The 20,609-nt window shown below is 68.7% G+C and carries 20 protein-coding genes; 13 read left to right on the top strand and 7 right to left on the bottom strand.

From position 1 onward, the window contains the following. The first annotated feature begins 131 nt into the window (after nucleotides 1-131). The 6 genes from rpsB to ACN0TP_RS03315 all read left to right on the top strand — a co-directional run bounded on the left by rpsB (nucleotide 132) and on the right by ACN0TP_RS03315 (nucleotide 5,165). Nucleotides 132-1,040 (top strand): 30S ribosomal protein S2, encoded by a 909-nt coding sequence (gene rpsB / locus ACN0TP_RS03340; RefSeq protein ID WP_417216621.1) that lies wholly within the window; start codon nucleotides 132-134, stop codon nucleotides 1,038-1,040. A gap of 124 nt (nucleotides 1,041-1,164) precedes the next feature. Beyond that, entirely contained in the window at nucleotides 1,165-2,004 is an 840-nt protein-coding gene (gene tsf, locus ACN0TP_RS03335; protein ID WP_417216619.1) for a translation elongation factor Ts, read from the top strand. 172 nt (nucleotides 2,005-2,176) lie between these two features. Then, nucleotides 2,177-2,902, top strand: coding sequence for a UMP kinase (gene pyrH / locus ACN0TP_RS03330; protein WP_417217474.1), 726 nt, complete (start codon nucleotides 2,177-2,179; stop codon nucleotides 2,900-2,902). An 87-nt stretch (nucleotides 2,903-2,989) separates the two neighbouring features. Next, entirely contained in the window at nucleotides 2,990-3,547 is a 558-nt protein-coding gene (gene frr, locus ACN0TP_RS03325) for a ribosome recycling factor (RefSeq protein ID WP_417216616.1), read from the top strand. After that, on the top strand, nucleotides 3,547-4,503 hold the full coding sequence (locus ACN0TP_RS03320; protein WP_417216613.1) for a phosphatidate cytidylyltransferase: 957 nt from the start codon (nucleotides 3,547-3,549) through the stop codon (nucleotides 4,501-4,503). Before frr ends, ACN0TP_RS03320 begins: the two co-directional genes overlap by 1 nt. Before the next feature lie 77 nt (nucleotides 4,504-4,580). Further along, nucleotides 4,581-5,165 (top strand): DivIVA domain-containing protein, encoded by a 585-nt coding sequence (locus ACN0TP_RS03315; RefSeq protein ID WP_417216611.1) that lies wholly within the window; start codon nucleotides 4,581-4,583, stop codon nucleotides 5,163-5,165. Here the strand turns inward: ACN0TP_RS03315 and ACN0TP_RS03310 are convergent. From ACN0TP_RS03310 to ACN0TP_RS03295, 4 genes are read right to left on the bottom strand one after another with little or no spacing between them, the layout of a single operon-like run. After that, nucleotides 5,146-6,666, bottom strand: coding sequence for a cation acetate symporter (locus tag ACN0TP_RS03310; RefSeq protein WP_417216609.1), 1,521 nt, complete (start codon nucleotides 6,664-6,666; stop codon nucleotides 5,146-5,148). The two genes, ACN0TP_RS03315 and ACN0TP_RS03310, sit on opposite strands and share 20 nt — an antisense overlap. Continuing rightward, nucleotides 6,663-7,058, bottom strand: coding sequence for a hypothetical protein (locus ACN0TP_RS03305; protein ID WP_417216606.1), 396 nt, complete (start codon nucleotides 7,056-7,058; stop codon nucleotides 6,663-6,665). The genes ACN0TP_RS03310 and ACN0TP_RS03305 overlap by 4 nt, the downstream gene beginning before the upstream one ends. Next, nucleotides 7,055-7,771: a LytR/AlgR family response regulator transcription factor gene (locus ACN0TP_RS03300; protein ID WP_417216603.1), complete on the bottom strand. Its 717-nt coding sequence runs from the start codon at nucleotides 7,769-7,771 to the stop codon at nucleotides 7,055-7,057. Before ACN0TP_RS03300 ends, ACN0TP_RS03305 begins: the two co-directional genes overlap by 4 nt. A gap of 35 nt (nucleotides 7,772-7,806) precedes the next feature. Beyond that, on the bottom strand, nucleotides 7,807-8,994 hold the full coding sequence (locus tag ACN0TP_RS03295; protein ID WP_417216600.1) for a sensor histidine kinase: 1,188 nt from the start codon (nucleotides 8,992-8,994) through the stop codon (nucleotides 7,807-7,809). Nucleotides 8,995-9,208: 214 nt separating this feature from the next. On the opposite strand from ACN0TP_RS03295, the gene ACN0TP_RS03290 reads away from it, so the two are divergent. Together ACN0TP_RS03290 and ACN0TP_RS03285 are read left to right on the top strand one after the other, a co-directional pair. Then, on the top strand, nucleotides 9,209-9,625 hold the full coding sequence (locus tag ACN0TP_RS03290) for a DUF485 domain-containing protein (RefSeq protein WP_417216597.1): 417 nt from the start codon (nucleotides 9,209-9,211) through the stop codon (nucleotides 9,623-9,625). After that, complete coding sequence (locus tag ACN0TP_RS03285) at nucleotides 9,622-11,259, top strand: cation acetate symporter (protein ID WP_417216595.1); 1,638 nt, start codon at nucleotides 9,622-9,624, stop codon at nucleotides 11,257-11,259. The genes ACN0TP_RS03290 and ACN0TP_RS03285 overlap by 4 nt, the downstream gene beginning before the upstream one ends. 108 nt (nucleotides 11,260-11,367) lie before the next feature. On the opposite strand, the gene ACN0TP_RS03280 is transcribed toward ACN0TP_RS03285, so the two are convergent. Next, entirely contained in the window at nucleotides 11,368-11,829 is a 462-nt protein-coding gene (locus ACN0TP_RS03280; RefSeq protein ID WP_417216593.1) for an Lrp/AsnC family transcriptional regulator, read from the bottom strand. A gap of 203 nt (nucleotides 11,830-12,032) precedes the next feature. Between ACN0TP_RS03280 and pdhA the strand changes: the two genes are divergently transcribed. Genes pdhA through ACN0TP_RS03265 form a run of 3 tightly spaced genes read left to right on the top strand, consistent with a single transcriptional unit; the run spans nucleotide 12,033 to nucleotide 15,553 of the window. Beyond that, nucleotides 12,033-13,160, top strand: a complete 1,128-nt coding sequence (pdhA, locus tag ACN0TP_RS03275; protein ID WP_417216591.1) for a pyruvate dehydrogenase (acetyl-transferring) E1 component subunit alpha — start codon at nucleotides 12,033-12,035, stop codon at nucleotides 13,158-13,160. Then, nucleotides 13,157-14,164 (top strand): alpha-ketoacid dehydrogenase subunit beta, encoded by a 1,008-nt coding sequence (locus ACN0TP_RS03270; protein WP_417216588.1) that lies wholly within the window; start codon nucleotides 13,157-13,159, stop codon nucleotides 14,162-14,164. The genes pdhA and ACN0TP_RS03270 overlap by 4 nt, the downstream gene beginning before the upstream one ends. A 9-nt stretch (nucleotides 14,165-14,173) precedes the next feature. Then, on the top strand, nucleotides 14,174-15,553 hold the full coding sequence (locus ACN0TP_RS03265; protein ID WP_417217472.1) for a dihydrolipoamide acetyltransferase family protein: 1,380 nt from the start codon (nucleotides 14,174-14,176) through the stop codon (nucleotides 15,551-15,553). A gap of 105 nt (nucleotides 15,554-15,658) precedes the next feature. On the opposite strand, the gene ACN0TP_RS03260 is transcribed toward ACN0TP_RS03265, so the two are convergent. Continuing rightward, nucleotides 15,659-16,123 (bottom strand): GNAT family N-acetyltransferase, encoded by a 465-nt coding sequence (locus tag ACN0TP_RS03260; protein WP_417216585.1) that lies wholly within the window; start codon nucleotides 16,121-16,123, stop codon nucleotides 15,659-15,661. A gap of 90 nt (nucleotides 16,124-16,213) precedes the next feature. Next, nucleotides 16,214-16,885, bottom strand: coding sequence for a TetR/AcrR family transcriptional regulator (locus ACN0TP_RS03255; protein ID WP_417216582.1), 672 nt, complete (start codon nucleotides 16,883-16,885; stop codon nucleotides 16,214-16,216). Nucleotides 16,886-16,966: 81 nt separating this feature from the next. Here ACN0TP_RS03255 and ACN0TP_RS03250 point away from each other — a divergent pair, with 81 nt between their 5' ends. Both ACN0TP_RS03250 and ACN0TP_RS03245 read left to right on the top strand, forming a co-directional pair. After that, the gene (locus ACN0TP_RS03250) at nucleotides 16,967-18,574 is read left to right on the top strand and encodes a carboxyl transferase domain-containing protein (RefSeq protein ID WP_417216580.1); all 1,608 of its coding nucleotides are present in this window, start codon (nucleotides 16,967-16,969) and stop codon (nucleotides 18,572-18,574) included. Nucleotides 18,575-18,579: 5 nt separating this feature from the next. Continuing rightward, nucleotides 18,580-20,607, top strand: a complete 2,028-nt coding sequence (locus ACN0TP_RS03245) for an acetyl/propionyl/methylcrotonyl-CoA carboxylase subunit alpha (protein WP_417216578.1) — start codon at nucleotides 18,580-18,582, stop codon at nucleotides 20,605-20,607. The last annotated feature ends 2 nt before the right edge of the window (nucleotides 20,608-20,609 follow it).

Genomic DNA, 20,609 nt, shown 5'->3' with positions numbered 1-20,609 from the left:
GCACGGACCGGGACTCCGGTGCACAATGCCAGGGGCGCCACCGACCGGTGGAACGCCAGACAACCGAAACAACAGGTGGTTACCGCGATCCCGTCAGGGATCGGACTGCTACCGCCGGAAGGAGTTGCGACATGCCCGTCGTAACCATGCGCCAGCTGCTCGACAGCGGCGTCCACTTTGGCCACCAGACCCGTCGCTGGAACCCGAAGATGAAGCGCTTCATCTTCACCGAGCGCAACGGCATCTACATCATCGACCTCCAGCAGTCGCTGTCCTACATCGACCGCGCCTACGAGTTCGTCAAGGCCACGGTTGCCCACGGTGGAACCGTGCTGTTCGTCGGCACGAAGAAGCAGGCCCAGGAGGCCATCTCCGAGCAGGCCACCCGCGTCAACCAGCCGTACGTCAACCAGCGTTGGCTCGGCGGCATGCTGACCAACTTCGCCACGGTCTCCAAGCGCGTTTCGCGCATGAAGGAGCTCGAGGAAATCGACTTCGACGATGTCGCGGGCTCGATGTACACCAAGAAGGAACTGCTGTTGATGCGCCGCGAGCTCACCAAGCTGCAGACCAACCTGGGCGGCATCCGCAACCTGACCAAGGCACCGTCGCTCCTCTGGGTCGTTGACACCAAGAAGGAGCACCTCGCCGTTGACGAGGCCAAGAAGCTGAACATCCCCGTCGTGGCCATCCTGGACACCAACTGCGATCCCGACGAGGTCGACTTCCCGATCCCGGGCAACGACGACGCCATCCGCTCCGTCAACCTGCTGACCCGCGTCGTCGCCGACGCCGTTGCCGAGGGCCTGATCGCCCGCAGCAACAAGCAGAGTGGCAACACCGAGGCCGCCGCCGAGCCGATGGCCGAGTGGGAGCGCGAGCTGCTCGAGGCCAAGCCCGAAGCGACCGAGGCTCCCGCAGCCGAGGCCGCCCCGGCCGCCGAAGCAGCTCCGGCCGAAGAGGCAGCTCCGGCCGAAGAGGCAGCTCCGGCGGCCGAGGCCGAGGCAGCACCCGAGGCTCCGGCCGAGGACGCCAAGTAACAACTGTTGGGCCACGGGAGCCGGCGGGCCATATGGCTCGCCGGCTCCCTTCAAACCGGGCCGCGTCCGTGATCGGACCAGCCCGTGGGAACTAGCTAGATCACCACTGAGAATGGGGTTGCACATGGCGAACTACACCGCCGCTGATATCAAGGCGCTTCGCGAGCGCACCGGCGCAGGCATGATGGACGTGAAGAAGGCCCTCGACGAGGCCAACGGCGATGCCGAGAAGGCCATCGAGATCATCCGCGTGAAGGGCCTCAAGGGCGCCACCAAGCGTGAGGGCCGCTCCACCGCCGAGGGCCTCGTGGCCGCAAAGGTCGTCGACGGCACCGTCGGCGTCATGATCGAGGTCAACTGCGAGACCGACTTCGTCGCCAAGAGCGATAAGTTCATCGCCCTGGCCGACAAGGTCCTGGACGTCGCCGTTTCCACCGCCGCCGCCGACGTCGAGGCCCTGCTGGCCGCCGATGTCGATGGCAAGTCGCTCTCCGACGTCGTCGTCGAGGAAGGCGCCATCCTGGGCGAGAAGATCGTCGTCCGCCGCCTGGCCCGCCTCGAAGGCGCCACGGTTGATGCCTACCTGCACAAGACCTCCAAGGACCTCCCGGCCCAGGTCGGCGTCCTCATGGCCGTCGACGGCACCGGCGAGGCGGCACAGACCGTCGCCCACGACGTGGCAGTGCACACCGCCGCCCTGGCCCCGACCTTCCTGACCCGCGAGGACGTCCCCGCCGAAACCGTCGCCAACGAGCGTCGCATCGCCGATGAGACCGCCCGCGCCGAAGGCAAGCCGGAAGCCGCGCTGACGAAGATCGTCGAAGGCCGCCTGACCGGGTTCTTCAAGGAGATCGTGCTGCTGGACCAGCCGTTCGCCAAGGACTCCAAGCAGCTGGTCGGCAAGGTGCTCGAGGGCGCCGGCGTGACCGCTACCGGGTTCGCCCGTTTCCGCGTAGGCTCCTAGCAGCGCCAAGGCGGCCGGATTCGCCCGCCCATGCGGCAATGACAAGGGGGCGGCCACCAGCACGGTGGCCGCCCCCTTGCCACGCCCAGACCATTTTCGAAACCCAGCACGACGGCGGACCCCGGTCCGCGACAGGAGGCCCACCGTGGATGCAACCCAGCAGGCAGAACCGATCCAGATCACCAATGAGTCCGGAACCCGCCGCCGGGTCCTGCTCAAGCTCTCCGGCGAGGTCTTCGGCGGCGGCAAGCTCGGCGTGGACCCGGTGACCGTGCGCGGCGTCGCCGACCAGATCGCCGCGACCGTCGGGGAAGTCGAGACGGCCATCGTCGTCGGGGGCGGCAACTTCTTCCGTGGTGCAGAGCTCTCCCAATCCGGCATGGACCGCTCCCGTGCGGACTACATGGGGATGCTCGGCACCGTCATGAACTGCCTGGCCCTGCAGGATTTCCTGGAACAGGCAGGGGTCGAGACCCGTGTGCAGTCGGCCATCAGCATGGCCCAGGTCGCCGAGGCCTACATTCCCCGCCGGGCCATCCGCCACCTGGAGAAGAACCGTGTGGTCATCTTCGGCGCCGGTGCCGGCCTGCCGTACTTCTCCACCGACACCGTCGCCGCCCAGCGCGCCCTCGAGGTGCGGGCCGACGTCGTGCTCATGGCCAAGAGCGGTGTCGACGGCGTCTACACCGCCGACCCCAAGAAGGACCCCACCGCTCAGCGCCTGGCGACGCTGACCTACGACGAGGCGCTGCTGAAGAACATCCGCGTCATGGACCAGACGGCGATGACCATGTGCAAGGACAACGGCCTGGACATGATGGTCTTCGGCATGGAAGGCGACGGCAACGTCACCCGCGCGATCCGCGGCGAGGCGCTGGGCACCCGCGTCACCGTCTAGCACCACCGCCGTGGCATAGGATGAATGCTGAGCGTGGAACCCATCCCGGGTGCCGTCTGACGGGCCCGGATTCCTAAGGAGAGAGTAGTGATCGAGGAAACCCTGCAGGACGCCAACGAGAAGATGGAGCGTACCCTCGAGGCGGCGAAGGAGGACTTCGCCACGATCCGTACCGGGCGGGCGAACCCGGGGCTGTACTCGAAGGTGCTGGTGGACTACTACGGCTCGGCGACCCCGCTGCAGCAGCTGGCCTCCTTTGCCGTACCCGATGCCCGCACCATCCTGATCACGCCCTACGACACCACTGCATTGCGCGAGATCGAAAAGGCCCTGAGCGATTCGGAGATCGGTGCCAACCCGTCCAACGACGGCAAGGTCATCCGCGTCACCCTGCCCGAGCTGACCGCCGAACGCCGCAAGGAATACGTGAAGGTCGTCAAGGGCAAGGGCGAGGACGCCAAGGTCGCGATCCGCAACCACCGCCGCAAGGCGAAGGAGACCATGGACAAGATGGTCAAGGACGGCGACGTGGGCGAGGACGATGGCTCGCGTGGCGAAAAGGACCTGGATGCGTTGACGAAGAAGGCCACCGACCAGGTCGACGAGCTGCTCAAGCGCAAGGAAGCCGAGCTGCTGGACGTCTAATGCCCACTCCGACGCAACCCGACGGCGGCAGCGGCCCCGGTGAAGCGCCGGGGCCCGATCCCGCGGCACCGGCGCCGATCTCCCGACGCCAACTGCGGGAGCAACGGGCGGCGAAGCCCTCGCGGGCCGGCCGGGACCTCCCGGCGGCCATCGGCGTCGGGGTGGTGCTGCTGGCCGCCGTGCTGCTGGGCTTGTACTTCCTGCCCCTGGCCTTCGTGGGCCTCGTCGCGGTCTTCGCCGTCGTCGGTTCCTGGGAAGTCAGCCGGGCGCTCATGGCCGCCAAGACCGAACTCCCGCTGCCGCCCCTGGCCGTGGGCGGTGTGGTCATGCCATTCGCGGCCTACCTCGGTGGGCCCGAGGCCCTCGGATTCGCCCTGGCCGGCTCCGTGCTGCTGGTGCTCATCTGGCGTCTCGTCGAAGGCGCCGCCGGGGCCTTCCGCTCGGTCGTTGCCTCCACCTTCGTCCTGCTCTGGGTCCCGTTCCTGATCAGCTTCTCCGTCCTGCTGCTGCAGGAGGCCCAGGGCCAGATCCTGGTCACTGTGGTGCTCCTGCTGGTGGTGGCCAACGACACCTTCGGCTACCTGGTCGGCGCCTCGCTGGGCAAGCACCCGATGGCACCGAAGATCAGCCCGAAGAAGTCCTGGGAGGGATTCGCCGGCTCCTGCGCCGGAGCGCTGCTGGTCGGGATCGGCAGCATCGTGTTCCTGATGGACCGCCCCTGGTGGATCGGCATCCCGCTGGCCCTGGCCACGGTGGCCGCCGCGACCGCCGGGGACCTGGCCGAATCGATGGTCAAGCGCGAACTCGGGATCAAGGACATGAGCAATCTGTTGCCGGGCCACGGAGGGGTGATGGACCGTCTCGATTCGGTCGTCTTCTCCTTCCCGATCGGTTACATCATTTCGGTGCTGCTGCTCCCCGGGGCGGACGGCACGATCGGCCTGATGCTGCCCTAAGATGGGTGCAGTAGTGTGGCGGCCCGGGTGGCCGCCCGTGGAATGTCAGCCAGGAACGCAAGCTTGAGGGAAGTGCAGTGAGCCAGGAAAGCCAGCAGAAGACCCAGACCCCGTTCGAACGGGTCGACGCGAAGGAATTCGGCTACCACGTCAAACAGGTCGACCATTTCCTGGCCCGCGCCCGTGCCACCTACAACGGGACCGGGGACGATGACAGCGTGGTCACCAGCCACCTGGTCCGCAGGACCTCCTTTGAACCGCAGAAGGGCGGATACGCTGCCCAGGACGTGGACGCCGCACTGGATCGGCTGGAGGATGTCTTCGCCCAGCGCGAGCGCGATGCACTGATCGAAACCGCCGGCGAGGATGCCTGGCTCGAACAGGTCGGCCACCTCTCGGCGATCCTGCGCGGGCGGTTGCACCGCGAACCAGGACAGCGCTTCCGCCGCCCCAGCCGCCGCAATGCCCCCAGCTACAACGTCGAGGACGTCGACAGCCTGTGTGGGCACCTGCTGCAGTATTTCGAGCAGGATGTGCCGATGAGCGTCGACGCAGTGCGCAAGGCCTCGTTCCGCGAGGCGGTCGGTGCCGACGGCTACGAGGAAAGCCAGGTCGACGCCTTCCTGGACCGCGTCGTCGAGCTCATGGCCTCCATCGACTAGGAGCCACCTGCCGGCGGCCCGCCCGCGGGTCCGCCAGTCCCCGTTCGGGGGCATGCAGCCGCGTCATGACCGCAGTCGTCGCCGCGGGGTCCGGGCCGCGGGTCGCCAGCGAGACGAGGACTGTCACCACGAAGGCCAGCGGTACCGTCCAGGCCGCCGGTTGGGTCGCCAGATCCCGGAGCAACCCCGGCAGGTCGGGGAACGCCGAAGCGGTGAACATGGCCGCGGCGCACCCCACCGCCCCGGACACCATCCCGGCGACCGCCCCGGCCGCTGTCAGGCCCCGCCACCAGATGCCCAGCAGCAGCAACGGGCAGATCGTGGAGGCGGTGAAGGCGAACACCGAGCCGATGGCACCGGCCAGGGCCAACGTGCTGGTCCCCAGGGCCAGCAGCAACGGGACGGCGCTGGCCAGCAGCGCCGACGAGCGGAAACCGCGTACGGTTCCCCCGAACAGGTCCTGGCTCATCACCCCGGCGAGTGAGACCACCAGGCCGGAGGTGGTGGACATGAACGCCGCGAACGCCCCGCCGATGACCAGGGCGGTCAGCAGGTTGCCTGCGGTGCCCCCGACCACCCGGGCCGGCAGCAGCAGCACCGTGGCGTCGGCATTGCCCTGCACGGCCAGTTCCGGAAGGTACACCCGGCCCAGCACGCCCAGGATCGTGGGGAAGAGGTAGAACATCGAGAGCAGCCCCAGCACGATCGCCGTCGTTCGCCGGGCGGAGGCCCCGTCGGGGTTCGTGTAGAAGCGCACCAGCACATGCGGCAGGCCCAGGGTCCCGAACAAGAGGGCGACGATCAGCGAGATCGTCGCATAGATCCCCGACTGCCCCAGGGCGGCCTGGGGCAGGTCAAATGCCAGCCCGTTGCCGGTGGCCGAGCGCCCGCTGAGCCCGAGCTGCAGCAGCACGAACACCGTGGGAACCGCCAGGGCGCCGAGCTTGAGCCAGAATTGGAAGGCCTGCACGAACGTGATCGAGCGCATCCCCCCGGCCACCACCGTCAGGTAGACGACGGCCATCACCAGTCCCGCACCGAGCCAGCCCGGCAGCCCTGTGGTGATCGCCAGGGTCAGGGCCGCACCATGGAGCTGCGGCACGATGTAGAGCCACCCCACCACCACGACCAGCAGGCTGGTGGCCAGCCGGGCGATGCGGCTGTCCAGGCGGATCTGGGCGAAGTCGGGCAGCGTGTAGGCACCGGAACGGCGCAATGGGGCCGCCACGAAGAGCAGCAGCATCAGGTAGCCGGCCGTGTAGCCGATCGGGAACCACAGCGCGTCCTGCCCGGAGACGACGATGAGCCCGGCGATGCCCAGGAAACTGGCGGCCGAGAGGTACTCCCCGCCGATCGCCGAGGCGTTCCACCACGGCCGGACCGTGCGTGAGGCGACGTAGAAGTCGCCGGTGGTGCGCGAGAGGCGCAGCCCGTGCACGGCGATGAGCACAGTGGCCAGCACGACGACGGCGATCGCCACCACCCCTGTCCCGGGACTCATTCGCCGGTCACGTCCCGATAGCGCTGTTCGTAGCGCGCACTGACCCGGTTGTAGAGGAACGCCCCCAGCAGGATGATCGGATAGACCCCGATGCCCAGCACGATCCAGGGCAGCGGAATCGTCAGGATCCGGATCTCGTGGATCTGCGGCCAGGCGGCGACCATGACCGCCAGGCACAGCAGCAGCAGCAGGAAGCCCACCGCCACGGACAGGGACAGGCGCAATTGCGAGCGGATCAGCGACGCGACATAGAACTCGGCTGCGGGATCGGGACCGGGCCGTCGGCCGGCCAGGCCCAGCGGCGCACCCTCAGGCGCCGTCACCCTCACGCGGACCGGGGCGGCGGAAGCGGGGGTATCGGGGCCGGTCGGGCCCGCGGAGCCGTCGCTCACAGGGGACGGATGCGGTTGGCTGCCAGGTTTCCGCGCAGCAAGGGCAGGGCGCGGCGGCTGACCGGCAGTTCGGTGCCGTCGATGACGACGCAGGCCTTGCCGGGGGTCATCCTGACCTTCTCGATGCGGGCCATGGCCACCAGGTAGCCCCGGTGGATGCGCAGGTAGCCGGAGGGGCCCCACTGCTGTTCCAGGTCGTTGAGCGGAACCCGGATCAGGTAGCTGGCATCGGCGGTATGCAGCCGGGCGTAATCGCCCTGGGCCTGCACGTAGCGGATCTCGTCGCGGCGGATCAGCTGGGTGACCCCGCCCTTCTCGACCGTCACGAGCTCCGGTTCGGCGGGTCCGTCCTGGAGCTGCTCGCAGACCCGGCGCACCGATTCGGCCAGCCGTTCGGGCCGGATCGGCTTGAGCACGTAGTCGACCGCCGCGAGCTCGAAGGCCTCCAGCGCCTGTGCCTCGTCGGCGGTGACGAAGACGACGGCGGGGGGCCGGCTGAAACGCGAGATGACCCGGGCGATGTCCAGGCCCGAGAGGGCCGGCATGTGGATGTCCAGGAAGAGGGCATCGACGTCGAACTCCTCGAGGGCCTTCAGGGCAGCCGCCCCGGATGTCGCCCGGTGGATCTGGCCGACCCTGTCATCGCCGTCGAGCAGGAAGGCCAGTTCCTCGACGGCGGGTGCCTCATCATCGGCGACGACGACATTGATCATGGCACCATTCTATGCAGCGATGTGAGCCGGGGCACTCAGGCCGGTGGGGAGGCGTCGTAGCCGGGCTGGAACTTGGGGATGCGCAGCGTGATCAGGGTTCCGGCCCCCGGGGCGGTGTCGATGACCAGTCCCTGGCCCTCGCCATAGAGCTGGCGCAGCCGCACGTCGACGTTGCGCAGCCCCACATGCACGTCGTCAGTGGTCCCCGCCAGGATGGACCGCAGCACCTCGGGGTCGATGCCGACCCCGTCGTCTTCGACGGTGATCTCGGCGAACGCCCCGGCGTCGGAGGCGGTCAGGGTGATCAGCCCGCCGCCGGCCTTGCCCTCCAACCCGTGCCGGACCGCGTTTTCCACCAGCGGCTGCAGCGACAGGAACGGCATGACGGTACCCAGGACCTCGGGGGCGATGGCCAGCGACACCCGGATCCGGTCCCCGAAACGGGCCTTTTCCAACAGCAGGTACCTGTCGATCGCCTGCAACTCCTCGGCGAGGGTGGTGAAATCACCATGCCGGCGGAACGAATACCGGGTGAAGTCCGCGAATTCGACGACCAGGGTGCGGGCGCGCTGCGGGTCGGTGTTGATGAAGGAGGCGATGGCGTTGAGGCTGTTGTAGATGAAGTGGGGGCTGATCTGCGCGCGCAGGGCGCGGACCTCGGCCTCCATCAGCAGGGCACGGGATTCGTCGAGCTCGGCCAGGCCCAGCTGGGCGGCCACCCAGGCGGCCAGCTCGGTGGTGGCCCGGACCAGCCCCGCGTTCGCCCGCGGTGCCATGGCCACCACGGTGCCCACCGCAACGCCGCGCACCAGGATGGGGGCGTAGACGTTCTCGGCCCCTGGGGTGCGCACCACCTGGGTACGGGCGGCCCGCACCGCCTGCGTCGCCCCCTGCTCCAGCTGTGCCGGGGCGCCGCGTCCCGCCTCGGCGAGGGGGCCGTCCATGGCGAGCACCGTCGTCGTATCCGTGATGGCCAGCCCCTCGCACCCCAGGACGTCGCGCAGGTGGCGTGCCGCACGGCCGGCCCCGTCGGCGCGCAGGCCGGCGCTGAAATGCGGGGCCGCCTGGGAGACACGGTGCAGGGTCTCGTACGTCGCCCGGTCGGCATCGGTGCCCAGATCCCTAAACGAGCGCAGGATCCGGAACCCGACGTAGACCACCACTGCTACGGCAATGGTGAGGATCACGATGATCAACGTGGTCTGGGTGGCGGCGGAGAGCATGGACACAGCTTAGATGCCCCCACGGGGGCCGACCGTTCGCCGGGGAACGTCGACCGCTCGGCGCAGGCCGGACACCGCTGGGCCATCCGGGGGCGTGACGCACTTCACTATCGCCCGGGGGTGCATGACAGTGATGGAAGCCGACTTTTCGCGCGGGCGCCCGGAACGACACCGGGCCCCGTCGCGGATGGCATGACCACCTTGAGGAGGAACCATGGCACACCCCACCACCCCGGATCCCGTTCCGGAAAACCCCGGAGACGTAGGCGCCGACGCCGGCGTCCAGACCGCCCACCCGGACCCGGCGGCCGGCGAGTTCACAGCAGTCCAGGCCAGCGACGAGTTCCAGGAACTACGCCGCACCCATCGCAGCTTCGTCTTCCCGATGGCCATCGCCTTCCTGGTCTGGTACTTCGCCTACGTCCTGCTGGCCGACTACGCCCACGACTTCATGTCCATCCGCGTGGTGGGCAACATCAACCTGGGGCTCATCCTGGGGTTGCTGCAATTCGTCTCGACCTTCGGCATCACCGCCGCCTACGTCCACTTCTCCAACAAGAAGCTGGACCCGAAGGCCACGGCGCTGCGCGAACGCCTCGAGGCCACCGTCGACGAAGGAGACCTGAAATGAGCGTCCTGGCCACCGGCGCCGCCATCCCGTTGGCGGCGGCCACCGAATCCACCTCGGTGGGCAATCCGTTCGTGAACATCGGCATCTTCGCCCTCTTCGTCGGCGTCACCCTGGTGGTGGTGCTGCGTGCGAGCAAGAACAACAAGACAGCAGCCGACTACTACGCCGGCGGGCGTTCGTTCACCGGGACCCAGAACGGCACGGCGATTGCGGGGGACTACCTCTCCGCAGCCTCGTTCCTGGGCATCTGCGGGGCCATCGCCATCAACGGCTACGACGGCTTCCTGTATTCGATCGGCTTCCTCGTCGCCTGGCTGGTGGCCCTGCTGCTGGTGGCCGAGATGCTGCGCAACACCGGCAAGTTCACCATGGCCGATGTGCTCTCCTTCCGGCTGAAGCAGCGCCCCATCCGCATCGCAGCGGCCATCACCACCCTGGCCGTCTGCCTGTTCTACCTGCTGGCGCAGATGGCCGGGGCCGGCGCACTGGTCTCGCTGCTGCTGGGCATCGACGGCAAGCTCGGACAGTCGCTGGTCATCACCGTCGTCGGCGCGCTGATGATCGTGTACGTGCTGGTCGGTGGCATGAAGGGCACCACCTGGGTGCAGATCATCAAGGCGTGCCTGCTGATCGCCGGTGCGTTCATCATGACCATCTGGGTGCTGGCCATGTACGGGTTCAACCTCTCCACCCTGATGGGTGCCGCCGTCGAAACCGCCAACAATCCTGCACTGCTGGATCCGGGCCTGAAGTACGGGGCGTCGGAGACCTCCAAGCTGGACTTCATCTCCCTCGCGTTGGCCCTGGTGCTCGGCACCGCCGCCCTGCCCCACGTGCTGATGCGCTTCTACACGGTCCCCACCGCCAAGGAGGCCCGCAAGTCGGTGGTCTGGGCGATCTGGCTCATCGGCGCCTTCTACCTCTTCACCCTGGTGCTGGGCTACGGTGCCGGCGCCCTGATTGGTCCGGAGCGGATCACCAACGCCCCGGGCGGCGTGAACTCGGCGGCACCGCTGCTGGCGTTCGAGCTCGGCGGTCCGATCCTGCTCGGGGTGATCTCCGCGGTCGCCTTCGCCACCATCCTGGCGGTCGTGGCCGGTTTGACCATCACCGCTGCCGCGTCGTTCGCCCATGACATCTACGCCAACGTCATCGCCAAGGGCAAGACGACCCCGGAGAAGGAGATGAAGGTCGCCCGCCGCACCGTGGTGGTCATCGGCATCCTGGCGATCATCGGCGGCATCGGCGCCCAGGGCCAGAACGTGGCCTTCCTGGTGGCGCTGGCCTTCGCGGTCGCCGCCTCGGCCAACCTGCCGACCATCATCTACTCGCTGTACTGGAAGCGCTTCTCCACCCAGGGGGCCGTCTGGTCGATGTATGGCGGCCTGGCCGCCGCCATCGTGCTCATCGTGTTCTCCCCGGTGGTCTCCGGTACCAAGACCTCGATGATCGCCGGTGCGGACTTCGCGCTCTTCCCGCTGTCCAACCCGGGCATCATCTCGATCCCGTTGGCGTTCTTCCTGGGCTGGCTGGGCACCGTGCTCAGCAAGACCAAGGAGGACCCGGCCAAGCAGGCGGAGATGGAAGTCCGTTCGCTCACCGGTGTCGGCGCCGAGAAGGCGGTCGACCACTAGGCCGGCACGGCCGGGTCGATGACCCAGTACGACGACGCAGGGTCGGGTCCACGCGGACCCGACCCTGTTCCGTGCCCGGGGGAGGCGAGGGCTGGTGCGGCCCGGCGGCTACCGGGGGCCGAGCAGCGGTCGCATGCGATGGGGGATCAGCTCCGCCATCGACAGCGAGGTATCGGCACGTTCCACCCCGTCGATGTCCAGGATGGCGCCGTTGACCCGGAACAGGTCCTCGGCGTTGCGGGCCACGACGCTGGCCAGGATGTCGGCGGCTCCGCTGAGCCCGTGGGCCTCCACGACCTCGGGGATGCGGGCCAGCGCGGTGACGATGTCGGAGAGCTTCTTCTGCTGGACGTGGATGTGCACGAAGCTGGTCAGCGGGAACCCCAGGGCGGCCGGGTTGATCCGGCGTTCGAAGGACAACAGCGCGCCGTGGTTCTCCAGGCGGGCCAGTCGTGCCTGCACCGTGTTCCTCGACAGCCCCAGGGTCGACGCGAGGGCCACCGTGGTGGCCTTCGGGTCCTGTACCAGGGCGTTGAGGAGCCGGCGGTCGGTAGCATCCAAGTCGGTCATGTTGCACAACATTATCAGGTACTGGCCGAGCCCGGTTGAGCACTCTGCTCAAAAAATATGTTCATGGTTGTGCGCCTTGCGTATTGTGAGTACCGTCACAGTAAGGGTCGGGCAAGGACGCCGGACCCGCCGTTCGGGCGCCGGATGACCCATCCGGCAACCGGCGAGTCGGCCGACGAACCACGAAGGACGCGCAGCAGACCATGAACATGTCACAGCCAGCCGGCGACCGGGACGCGGGGCTGATCCAGCTCATCGATCCCAGCGGGCACCGCACCCCGAATGATGACTTCGACCCCTGGGTCACCGACGTCGATGCCGAGGCACTGCGTGGCCTGTATACCGACATGGTGGCCATCCGCCGGATCGACCAGGAGGGCACCGCCCTGCAACGCCAGGGCGAGCTGGCCCTCTGGCCACCCCTGCTGGGACAGGAAGCCGCGCAGATCGGCTCCGGCCGCGCGTTGGAGGACGACGACTTCATCTTCCCCTCCTACCGCGAGACCGGGCTGGCCTACTGCCGCGACATCGACGCGGAGGACACGTTGCGCGTCTGGCGCGGCAACGCCTACAGCGGCTGGGACCCCTTCGGCAAGAACATGGCCACCCCGCAGATCATCATCGGGGCCCAGACCCTGCACGCCGCCGGCTATGCCATGGGCATCAAGTACGACGGCGGTTCCCAGGCGGCGATCACTTACTTCGGTGACGGCGCCACCAGCCAAGGCGATGTCAACGAGGCCATGGTCTTCGCCGCCAGCTACCAGGCGCCGGTGGTCTTCTTCTGCCAGAACAACCACTGGGCCATCTCCGAACCCGTGGAACTGCAGAGCAACACCCACATCGCCGACCGCCCCGTCGGCTTCGGCATCCCCAGCCTGCGCGTGGACGGCAACGACGTCCTCGCCTGCCTGGCAGCCACCCGCATCGCCCTGGACCGGGCGCGGACCGGCAACGGGCCGACGTTCATCGAGGCCGTCACCTACCGCATGGGCCCGCACACCACCGCCGATGACCCCACCCGCTACCGGGACGCCAATGAACTGGACCTGTGGGCGGCCAAGGATCCGATCGACCGCCTGGAGAAGCACCTGGCAGGCCTCGGACTCGACGTCGAGGAGCTGCGGGCCGGTGCCGCCGAGGTCGCCGATGCCGTCGCCGAGAAGCTCCGCAAGGCCATCATCGGCCTGCAGGACCCGCAGCCCATTGAGGTCTTCGAGAACGTCTACTCGCAGCCCCACACCACCCTGGACCGCCAGCGTGAACACTACGAGCTCTACCAACAGCAATTTGCCGCCGCTGGATCGGCGACTGAAGGGGGAGCACGATGAGCGCGCTGACCTTTGGCAAGGCACTGACCGCCGGCCTGCGCCACTCCATGGAAGCCGACCCGAAGGTCGTGCTGATGGGCGAGGACATCGGAAAACTCGGCGGGGTCTTCAGGATCACCGACGGACTGCAGAAGGACTTCGGCCAGCACCGGGTCATCGACACCCCCTTGGCGGAGTCGGGCATCGTGGGCACCGCGGTGGGCATGGCCTACCGCGGGTTCCGCCCCGTCGTCGAAATCCAATTCGACGGCTTCGTCTACCCGGCCTTCGACCAGATCGTCAGCCAGGTCGCCAAGCTGCACTACCGCACCCACGGCCAGGTCTCGATGCCGCTGACCATCCGCATCCCCTTCGGCGGCGGCATCGGCTCACCCGAGCACCACTCCGAATCGCCGGAGGCCTACTTCGCCCACACCGCGGGACTGCGCGTGGTCAGTCCGTCCAACCCGCAGGACGCCTACGTGATGATGCAGCAGGCCATCGCGTGCGATGACCCTGTGGTGTTCTTCGAACCCAAACGCCGTTACCACGAGCGCGGCGAGGTCGACCTCGAAGCCGGCATCACCGGTCCTGACCTCGGCAGTGCCATCGTCCGCCGGCCCGGCACCGACGTCACCCTGGTCGCGTACGGGGCGCTGGTGAAGACGGCGCTGGATGCGGCCACCGCAGCGGAAGACGACGGGATCTCGATCGAGGTCATCGACCTGCGCTCGCTCTCCCCGGTGGACTACGCCACGCTCGAGGCCTCGGTGAAGCGCACCGGACGCCTCGTCGTCACCCACGAGGCGGCACAGACGCTGGGCCTCGGCGCTGAAATCGCCGCCAGCATCACCGAACGCTGCTTCTACCACCTCGAGCACGCCCCCGTTCGGGTCACCGGATTCGACATCCCCTACCCGTTCTCGAAGCTCGAAATGCACCACCTGCCCGATCTGGACCGGATCCTCGACGGTGTGGACCGTGCGCTGGGTCGTCCCAACTCCCTCAGTTCCCTGGAAGGCTAGATGAGCACCGTGTTGAAGGTTTTCAAACTCCCCGACCTCGGTGAGGGGCTGACGGAATCGGAGATCGTCAGCTGGAAGGTCGCCGTCGGCGATACCGTGAAGCTGAACCAGATCATCGCCGAGGTGGAGACTGCCAAGGCAGTGGTCGAGCTGCCCAGTCCCTACTCGGGGGTGATCACCGAGCTCCACGAGGCGCCCGGTGCCGTGGTGGAGGTCGGCAACCCGATCGTGTCCTTTGACGTCCCCGGCGGGGGCGGATCCGACGACGGGGCTCCCGGTGGTTCGGACGCGTCGGCCGCCACCGCCGAACCGGCGGCTGCCAAGCGCGAGGCCACCCTGGTGGGCTACGGGGCTGCCGTGGAGACCGGACGGCGCCCGGCCCGCAAGGCGCGTGCCCACGCCACGGCATCCGCGGCGTCGATGGCCCCGGTTCCCAGCGCCCCGGCCCCGGTGGAAACGCCGGTGGAACGCCCGGCGGCCGAGCGTCCCCGTTCCACCCCGCCGGTGCGCAAGTTCGCCCGCGACGCCGGGGTGGACCTGGAGCAGGTCACCGGCACCGGCCCCTATGGGCTCATCACCCGTGATGACGTGATCGCCGCCCAGGGTGCACCGGCCTCGCCGGCTGCGCCCGCCGGTCCGCTCGCCGGAAGTGCGCCGGCCGGTGGTCCGCGCACGCTCGGGGGAGCGCCGCGTGAGGTGCGCACCCCCATCAAGGGGATGCGCAAGCACACCGCCCAGGCGATGGTGGACAGTGCCTTCACGGCACCGCACGCCACCGAATTCCTCACCATCGATGTCACCCCGATGATGGAGCTGCTCGAGCGGTTGCGCGCCGACCGCGCCTACCGCGACGTGAAGCTCACGCCGCTGACCATCGCGGCCAAGGCCGTCTGCATCGCCCTGGAGCGCCAGCCCACGCTGAACTCGCACTGGGACGGCGACGCGCAGGAGATCGTGCAGCTGAACTACGTGAACCTGGGCATCGCCGCGGCGACCCCGCGCGGACTCATGGTGCCCAACATCAAGGACGCCCAGTCGCTGGACTTCAGGTCACTGGCCGGGGCCCTGCGCGATCTGGCGGCCACGGCGAAGGAGGGCAAGACGGCACCGGAGGCGTTGCGCGGCGGCACGTTCTCCATCACCAACATCGGGGTCTTCGGCATCGATGGCGGAACGCCGATCCTCAACCCCGGCGAGGCCGGCATCCTGGCCCTGGGCCAGGTGCGCGAACAGCCCTGGGGCCACCGCGGGGAGGTCGTGCTGCGCCAGGTGACCACGTTGAGCCTCTCGTTCGACCACCGGCTCGTCGACGGCGAGCAGGGCTCGCGCTTCCTGGCCGACGTCGGCACCATCATGGCCGACCCCGGCATGCTCATCACCATGCTGTAGGGCGCCCCGGCCCCACCAGCTGAACCACGGCACACAACAGGACAGGCACCCGGCGGAAACCCGCCGGGTGCCTGTCCCGGTTCAACGTGCTGGTGGGAACCGGCGCTAGGCCAGTTCCATGATGTATTCCTTCACCACCGCGGCGCGCGCGTTGGCGAAACCGTCGACCTCGCCGACCACTGTGAAACCGCGGCGCTCGAGGACCTTCTGGCTGCCGATGTTGTCGGTGACCACACGGGCACGGATCGGACGCGTGGTGATCTCCTGCAGGAACTCGTCCACTGCGGACGTGGTCACTCCCTGGCCCCAGTAGGCGCGGTCGGTCCAGAAGCCGATCTCCACGCCGTCGTCCGACGTGTACGCCATGACGTTGCCGACTGGCTTGCCGTCCTGCTCGATGGTGCGCACGGTGACGCCCGGGTCGGACAGGATGGAGGTCCAGTGGTGGTTGAACACCCCACGGTCCGCGGGGTTCTTGGCGGTGAATGCGGCCATCACATTGGCCTCGGGATCCTGCTGGTGCTTGAAGAACCAGTCCAGGTCCGCGTGCTCGACGGGGCGAAGCTTCACGGTCTGTACCTCTCTATGACAACGGCGTCGGTCGTTCATGCTCCGGCTGGCGGACATGATTCCCACCAGACTACCGGTGTGCACCGGCTCCTAGCGCACGGGCGCCTGAAGTGCGGCCAGGGCCATCGCCACCAACCGCCTTCTGCGCGCCGCCGGGTCCACCGCCGAACGGTGGGCCGAGTGCGGGGTGGAATTGATCAGCCCGAGCACCGATTGGGCGCGGAAACGGGCCGCCGATTCGTCCTCCTCGGGGTGCAACAGGCGCAATTGCCCGGTCCAGACCTCGATGTAGGCGCGCTGCAGCCGCCGCACCGTGGCGGCGTCCTCCTCGACCAGGCTGGCCATGTCCCGGTCCTGGACCCGGATGACGTCGCGGTGGCCCAGGGCGAAGTCGGCCTGGAAGCCGACCAGTTCGGCGAGCACCCCGGCGGGGGTGCCACCGGCGCGCGCCACCGTGCTGCCGCCGTCGTACAGGTCGTGGCTGACCTCGATGAGCAGCGCCCCGAGCATGGCCGCCTTGCCGGGGAAATGCCGGTAGACGGCCGGGCCGCTGATGCCCGAGGCCTGGCCGATGTCCTCGATGGTGACCCCGTGGTAGCCGTGCTGGGCGAAGAGCCGCGCCGCCTCGGTGAGCAGGGTGGAGCGGCGGGAGGCCTTGGCCAGGCTGCGCCCGGTGGGCTCGGGGACGGTCTCCGGGGGCGGATCGTGCTCCACGGGGCACCTCCTGTCGATGTGGCCCAGGCCACCTGCTGTGCTGGACATTTCAGTTAATGAATACTAACGTCTATTTCAGTTAGTACCTATTAACTCAATTGACCCGATCGACGCCGAGGAAGAGCACCCATGGAAACCCTGGCCTCCCATCTGGACCCGGCCGCCGCCTCGTTTGCCGAGAACGATGCAGCCCAGCGCGCGCTCGTCGGCGAACTGGGCGCCCGGTTGGACGCAGCGGCCCGCGGAGGCAGCGAGAAGGCACGCCGCCGCCACACCGACCGCGGCAAGATGCTCCCGCGCGAACGCGTCGATGCGCTGCTCGATGAGGGGTCCCCGTTCCTGGAGATCGCCCCGCTCGCCGCCGAGGACATGTACGACGGCGAATGCCCCGGCGCTGGCATCATCACCGGGATCGGGCTCATCCACGGCCGCCAGGTGCTGGTCATCTCCAACGACGCCACCGTCAAGGGTGGGACCTACTACCCGATGACCGTCAAGAAGCACCTGCGGGCCCAGGAGATCGCGCTGGAGAACCACCTGCCCTGCATCTACCTGGTCGACTCCGGCGGTGCGTTCCTGCCCCGCCAGGACGAGGTCTTCCCGGACCGGGACCACTTCGGGCGGATCTTCTACAACCAGGCCAACCTCTCCGCACGGAAGATCCCGCAGATCGCCGCCGTGCTGGGCTCCTGCACCGCGGGTGGGGCCTACGTGCCGGCCATGAGCGATGAGACCATCATGGTGCGCAACCAGGGCACCATCTTCCTGGGCGGCCCGCCGCTGGTGAAGGCCGCCACCGGCGAGGTCGTCACCGCCGAGGAGCTCGGCGGCGCCGAACTGCACTCCGGCACCTCTGGCGTCAGCGACCACATCGCCGAGGACGACGGGCACGCCCTGCAGATCGTCCGCGACATCGTCGAAACGCTCCCGCCGCCCGCAGCGCCCGCCTGGGCCATCACCGACACCCAGGACCCCGTCGTCGACCCGGGCCAGCTCTATGGCGCGGTCCCCGTCGACGTCAACGGCCGCTACGACGTCCACGAGGTCATCGCCCGCATCACCGACGGCAGCGGCTTCCACGAGTTCAAGGCCGGCTACGGCACCACCCTGGTCACCGGATTCGCCCGGATCCACGGCCACCCGGTCGGCATCGTCGCGAACAATGGCGTGCTGTTCTCCGAATCCGCGCTCAAGGGCGCCCACTTCATCGAACTGTGCGACCAGCGCGGCATCCCGCTGGTGTTCCTGCAGAACATCTCCGGCTTCATGGTCGGGCGCGACTACGAGGCCGGCGGCATCGCCAAGAACGGGGCCAAGATGGTCACCGCCGTCGCCACCTGCCGGGTGCCGAAGCTGACAGTGGTCATCGGCGGGTCCTTCGGCGCCGGGAACTACTCGATGTGCGGACGCGCCTACTCCCCGCGCTTCCTCTGGATGTGGCCCGCCGCCAGGATCTCCGTCATGGGCGGCGCCCAGGCCTCCTCGGTCCTCTCCACCGTCAAACGCGACGGCATCGAACGCACCGGCGGCACGTGGAGCGACGCCGAGGAGGAGGCCTTCAAGGCCCCCATCCGCGACCAATACGAAACCCAGGGCAACCCGTACTACTCCACCGCCCGCCTCTGGGACGACGGCATCATCGACCCCGCCGACACCCGCCGGGTCCTGGGCCTGGCCCTGGACGTCTGCGCCACCGAACCGCTGCCGGACACCTCGTTCGGCGTCTTCAGGATGTGAACCCGATGACCCAGAACCACACCGACACCGCGCCCACCGACGCCCCGCTTTTCGACACCGTGCTGGTCGCCAACCGCGGTGAGATCGCCGTCCGCGTGATCCGCACCCTGCGCCGGCTGGGCATCCGCTCCGTCGCCGTCTACTCGGAGGCCGACGCCGGTGCCCGCCATGTGCGCGAGGCCGACGACTCAGTCTGCCTGGGCCCCGCGGCAGCCGCCGAAAGCTACCTGGACATCGAAGCCGTCCTCGCCGCCTGCCGGACCTCCGGCGCCCAGGCGGTGCACCCCGGCTACGGGTTCCTCTCCGAGAACCTCGACTTCGCCCGCGCCCTGGAATCCGCAGGCATCACGTTCATCGGCCCCAGCGCCCACTCCATCAACCTCATGGGCGACAAGATCCGGGCCAAGAACCACGTCGCCTCCCACGGGGTCCCCGTCGTCCCCGGGGTCGCCGACCCCGGGATGGACGATGCAGCCCTGATCGAGGCGGCCGCAGGCGTCGGCTTCCCGCTGCTCATCAAGCCCTCGGCCGGCGGTGGCGGCAAGGGCATGCACGCGGTGGAGACCGCCGCCGAACTGCCCGCCACGTTGCAAACCGCCCGCCGGGTCGCCCGGAACTCCTTTGGCGATGACACGCTGCTGCTCGAACGCCTGGTCCGCAGCCCCCGCCACATCGAGGTGCAGGTCCTCGCCGACACGCACGGGAACACCATCCACCTCGGCGAGCGCGAATGCTCGCTGCAACGCCGCCACCAGAAGGTCATCGAGGAAGCCCCGGCCCCGCTGTTGGAGATGCTCGACGACGGTGCCTCGATCCGTGCGCGGATCGGGGAGGCAGCGGTCAACGCCGCCCGGTCGGTCGACTACGTCGGCGCCGGCACCGTCGAGTTCCTGGTCTCGGATGAGAACCCGGGCGAGTTCTTCTTCATGGAGATGAACACCCGCCTGCAGGTCGAACACCCGGTGACCGAGGAGGTGGTCCGCGTCAACGGGCAGCGCATCGACCTGGTCGAATACCAGGTGCGCATCGCCGCCGGCGAGGTACTGGACATCGCCCAGGACGCCATCACGCTCAGCGGCCACGCCATCGAGGCCCGCGTCTACGCCGAGGACCCGGCCCATGGGTTCCTGCCCTCCATCGGCACCATCCTGCGCGCCGAGGATCCCAGCGGTGACGGAATCCGCATCGATTCCGGCATCGGTACCGGCTCCCGGGTCACCCCGAACTACGACCCAATGCTGGCCAAGGTCATCGCCCACGGCACCGACCGCCCCCAGGCCCTGGCCCGGATCGACGCCGCCCTGGCCGGCACCCTGGTGCTCGGGGTCCAGACCAACCTGGAATACCTCAGGGCCTTGATCGCCGAACCCGACGTGCAGGCCGGACGGCTGGACACCACATTCATCGACCGGTGGGGCGTCCAGGCCCAGCGGACCCCCACCGAGGCCGAACTGCAGGCCATCGCCGCAGCCTTCCTCGCCGCCGAACCCCGCACCGCCAGCCGGTTCGGTGCCTGGGCCACCGACGGTTGGCGCATGGGCACCCACCGGGAGCGCGCGCTGGCGCTGGAGGTCAACGACGAGCTGTACACGGTGCACCCGGCAGCCGCAGCCGCCATCCCGGCAACCGCCGTCGAGCCGGTCGTGGACATCGTCCCCGGCACCGCTGGCCGCGAGGCCTGGATCGGCTCGGCCGGCTACGGCGCCCACGTGCGCTGGCTGGACCGGCGCGCCGTGGTGCACCGCCGTCTGGCACGCCTGGAACGCGAGGAGGCCGGCGGCGACCCGGAGGCCCGTTCACCGATGCCCGGCACCGTCGTCGCCGTCCAGGTCGCCACCGGCGACCACGTCGAAGCCGGCCAGGGGCTCGCAGCGGTGGAGGCCATGAAGATGGAACACCCGCTCACCGCGGGACTCACCGGAACCGTCACCGTCCACGTCGTCGTCGGCGACCACGTCGCCGCCGGACAATCCGTCGCCACCGTGGCACCGGACCCCGCAGAACCCGCAGCCGTCACCACCCCCACCAGCTAAAG

This window comes from Arthrobacter sp. (genome assembly GCF_048266065.1).
Lineage (GTDB): Bacteria > Actinomycetota > Actinomycetes > Actinomycetales > Micrococcaceae > Arthrobacter_H.
This window is presented reverse-complemented; position numbering and strand designations above follow the sequence as displayed.

Bases quoted from the DNA above. Each gene is read 5' to 3' on its own strand.
- rpsB (WP_417216621.1), top strand. From the start codon at position 132: ATGCCCGTCGTAACCATGCGCCAGCTGCTCGACAGCGGCGTCCACTTT.
- tsf (WP_417216619.1), top strand. From the start codon at position 1,165: ATGGCGAACTACACCGCCGCTGATATCAAGGCGCTTCGCGAGCGCACC.
- ACN0TP_RS03320 (WP_417216613.1), top strand. From the start codon at position 3,547: ATGCCCACTCCGACGCAACCCGACGGCGGCAGCGGCCCCGGTGAAGCG.
- ACN0TP_RS03310 (WP_417216609.1), bottom strand. From the start codon at position 6,666: ATGAGTCCCGGGACAGGGGTGGTGGCGATCGCCGTCGTCGTGCTGGCC.
- ACN0TP_RS03300 (WP_417216603.1), bottom strand. From the start codon at position 7,771: ATGATCAATGTCGTCGTCGCCGATGATGAGGCACCCGCCGTCGAGGAA.
- ACN0TP_RS03295 (WP_417216600.1), bottom strand. From the start codon at position 8,994: ATGCTCTCCGCCGCCACCCAGACCACGTTGATCATCGTGATCCTCACC.
- ACN0TP_RS03290 (WP_417216597.1), top strand. From the start codon at position 9,209: ATGGCACACCCCACCACCCCGGATCCCGTTCCGGAAAACCCCGGAGAC.
- ACN0TP_RS03285 (WP_417216595.1), top strand. From the start codon at position 9,622: ATGAGCGTCCTGGCCACCGGCGCCGCCATCCCGTTGGCGGCGGCCACC.
- ACN0TP_RS03280 (WP_417216593.1), bottom strand. From the start codon at position 11,829: ATGACCGACTTGGATGCTACCGACCGCCGGCTCCTCAACGCCCTGGTA.
- pdhA (WP_417216591.1), top strand. From the start codon at position 12,033: ATGAACATGTCACAGCCAGCCGGCGACCGGGACGCGGGGCTGATCCAG.
- ACN0TP_RS03270 (WP_417216588.1), top strand. From the start codon at position 13,157: ATGAGCGCGCTGACCTTTGGCAAGGCACTGACCGCCGGCCTGCGCCAC.
- ACN0TP_RS03255 (WP_417216582.1), bottom strand. From the start codon at position 16,885: ATGTCCAGCACAGCAGGTGGCCTGGGCCACATCGACAGGAGGTGCCCC.
- ACN0TP_RS03250 (WP_417216580.1), top strand. From the start codon at position 16,967: ATGGAAACCCTGGCCTCCCATCTGGACCCGGCCGCCGCCTCGTTTGCC.
- ACN0TP_RS03245 (WP_417216578.1), top strand. From the start codon at position 18,580: ATGACCCAGAACCACACCGACACCGCGCCCACCGACGCCCCGCTTTTC.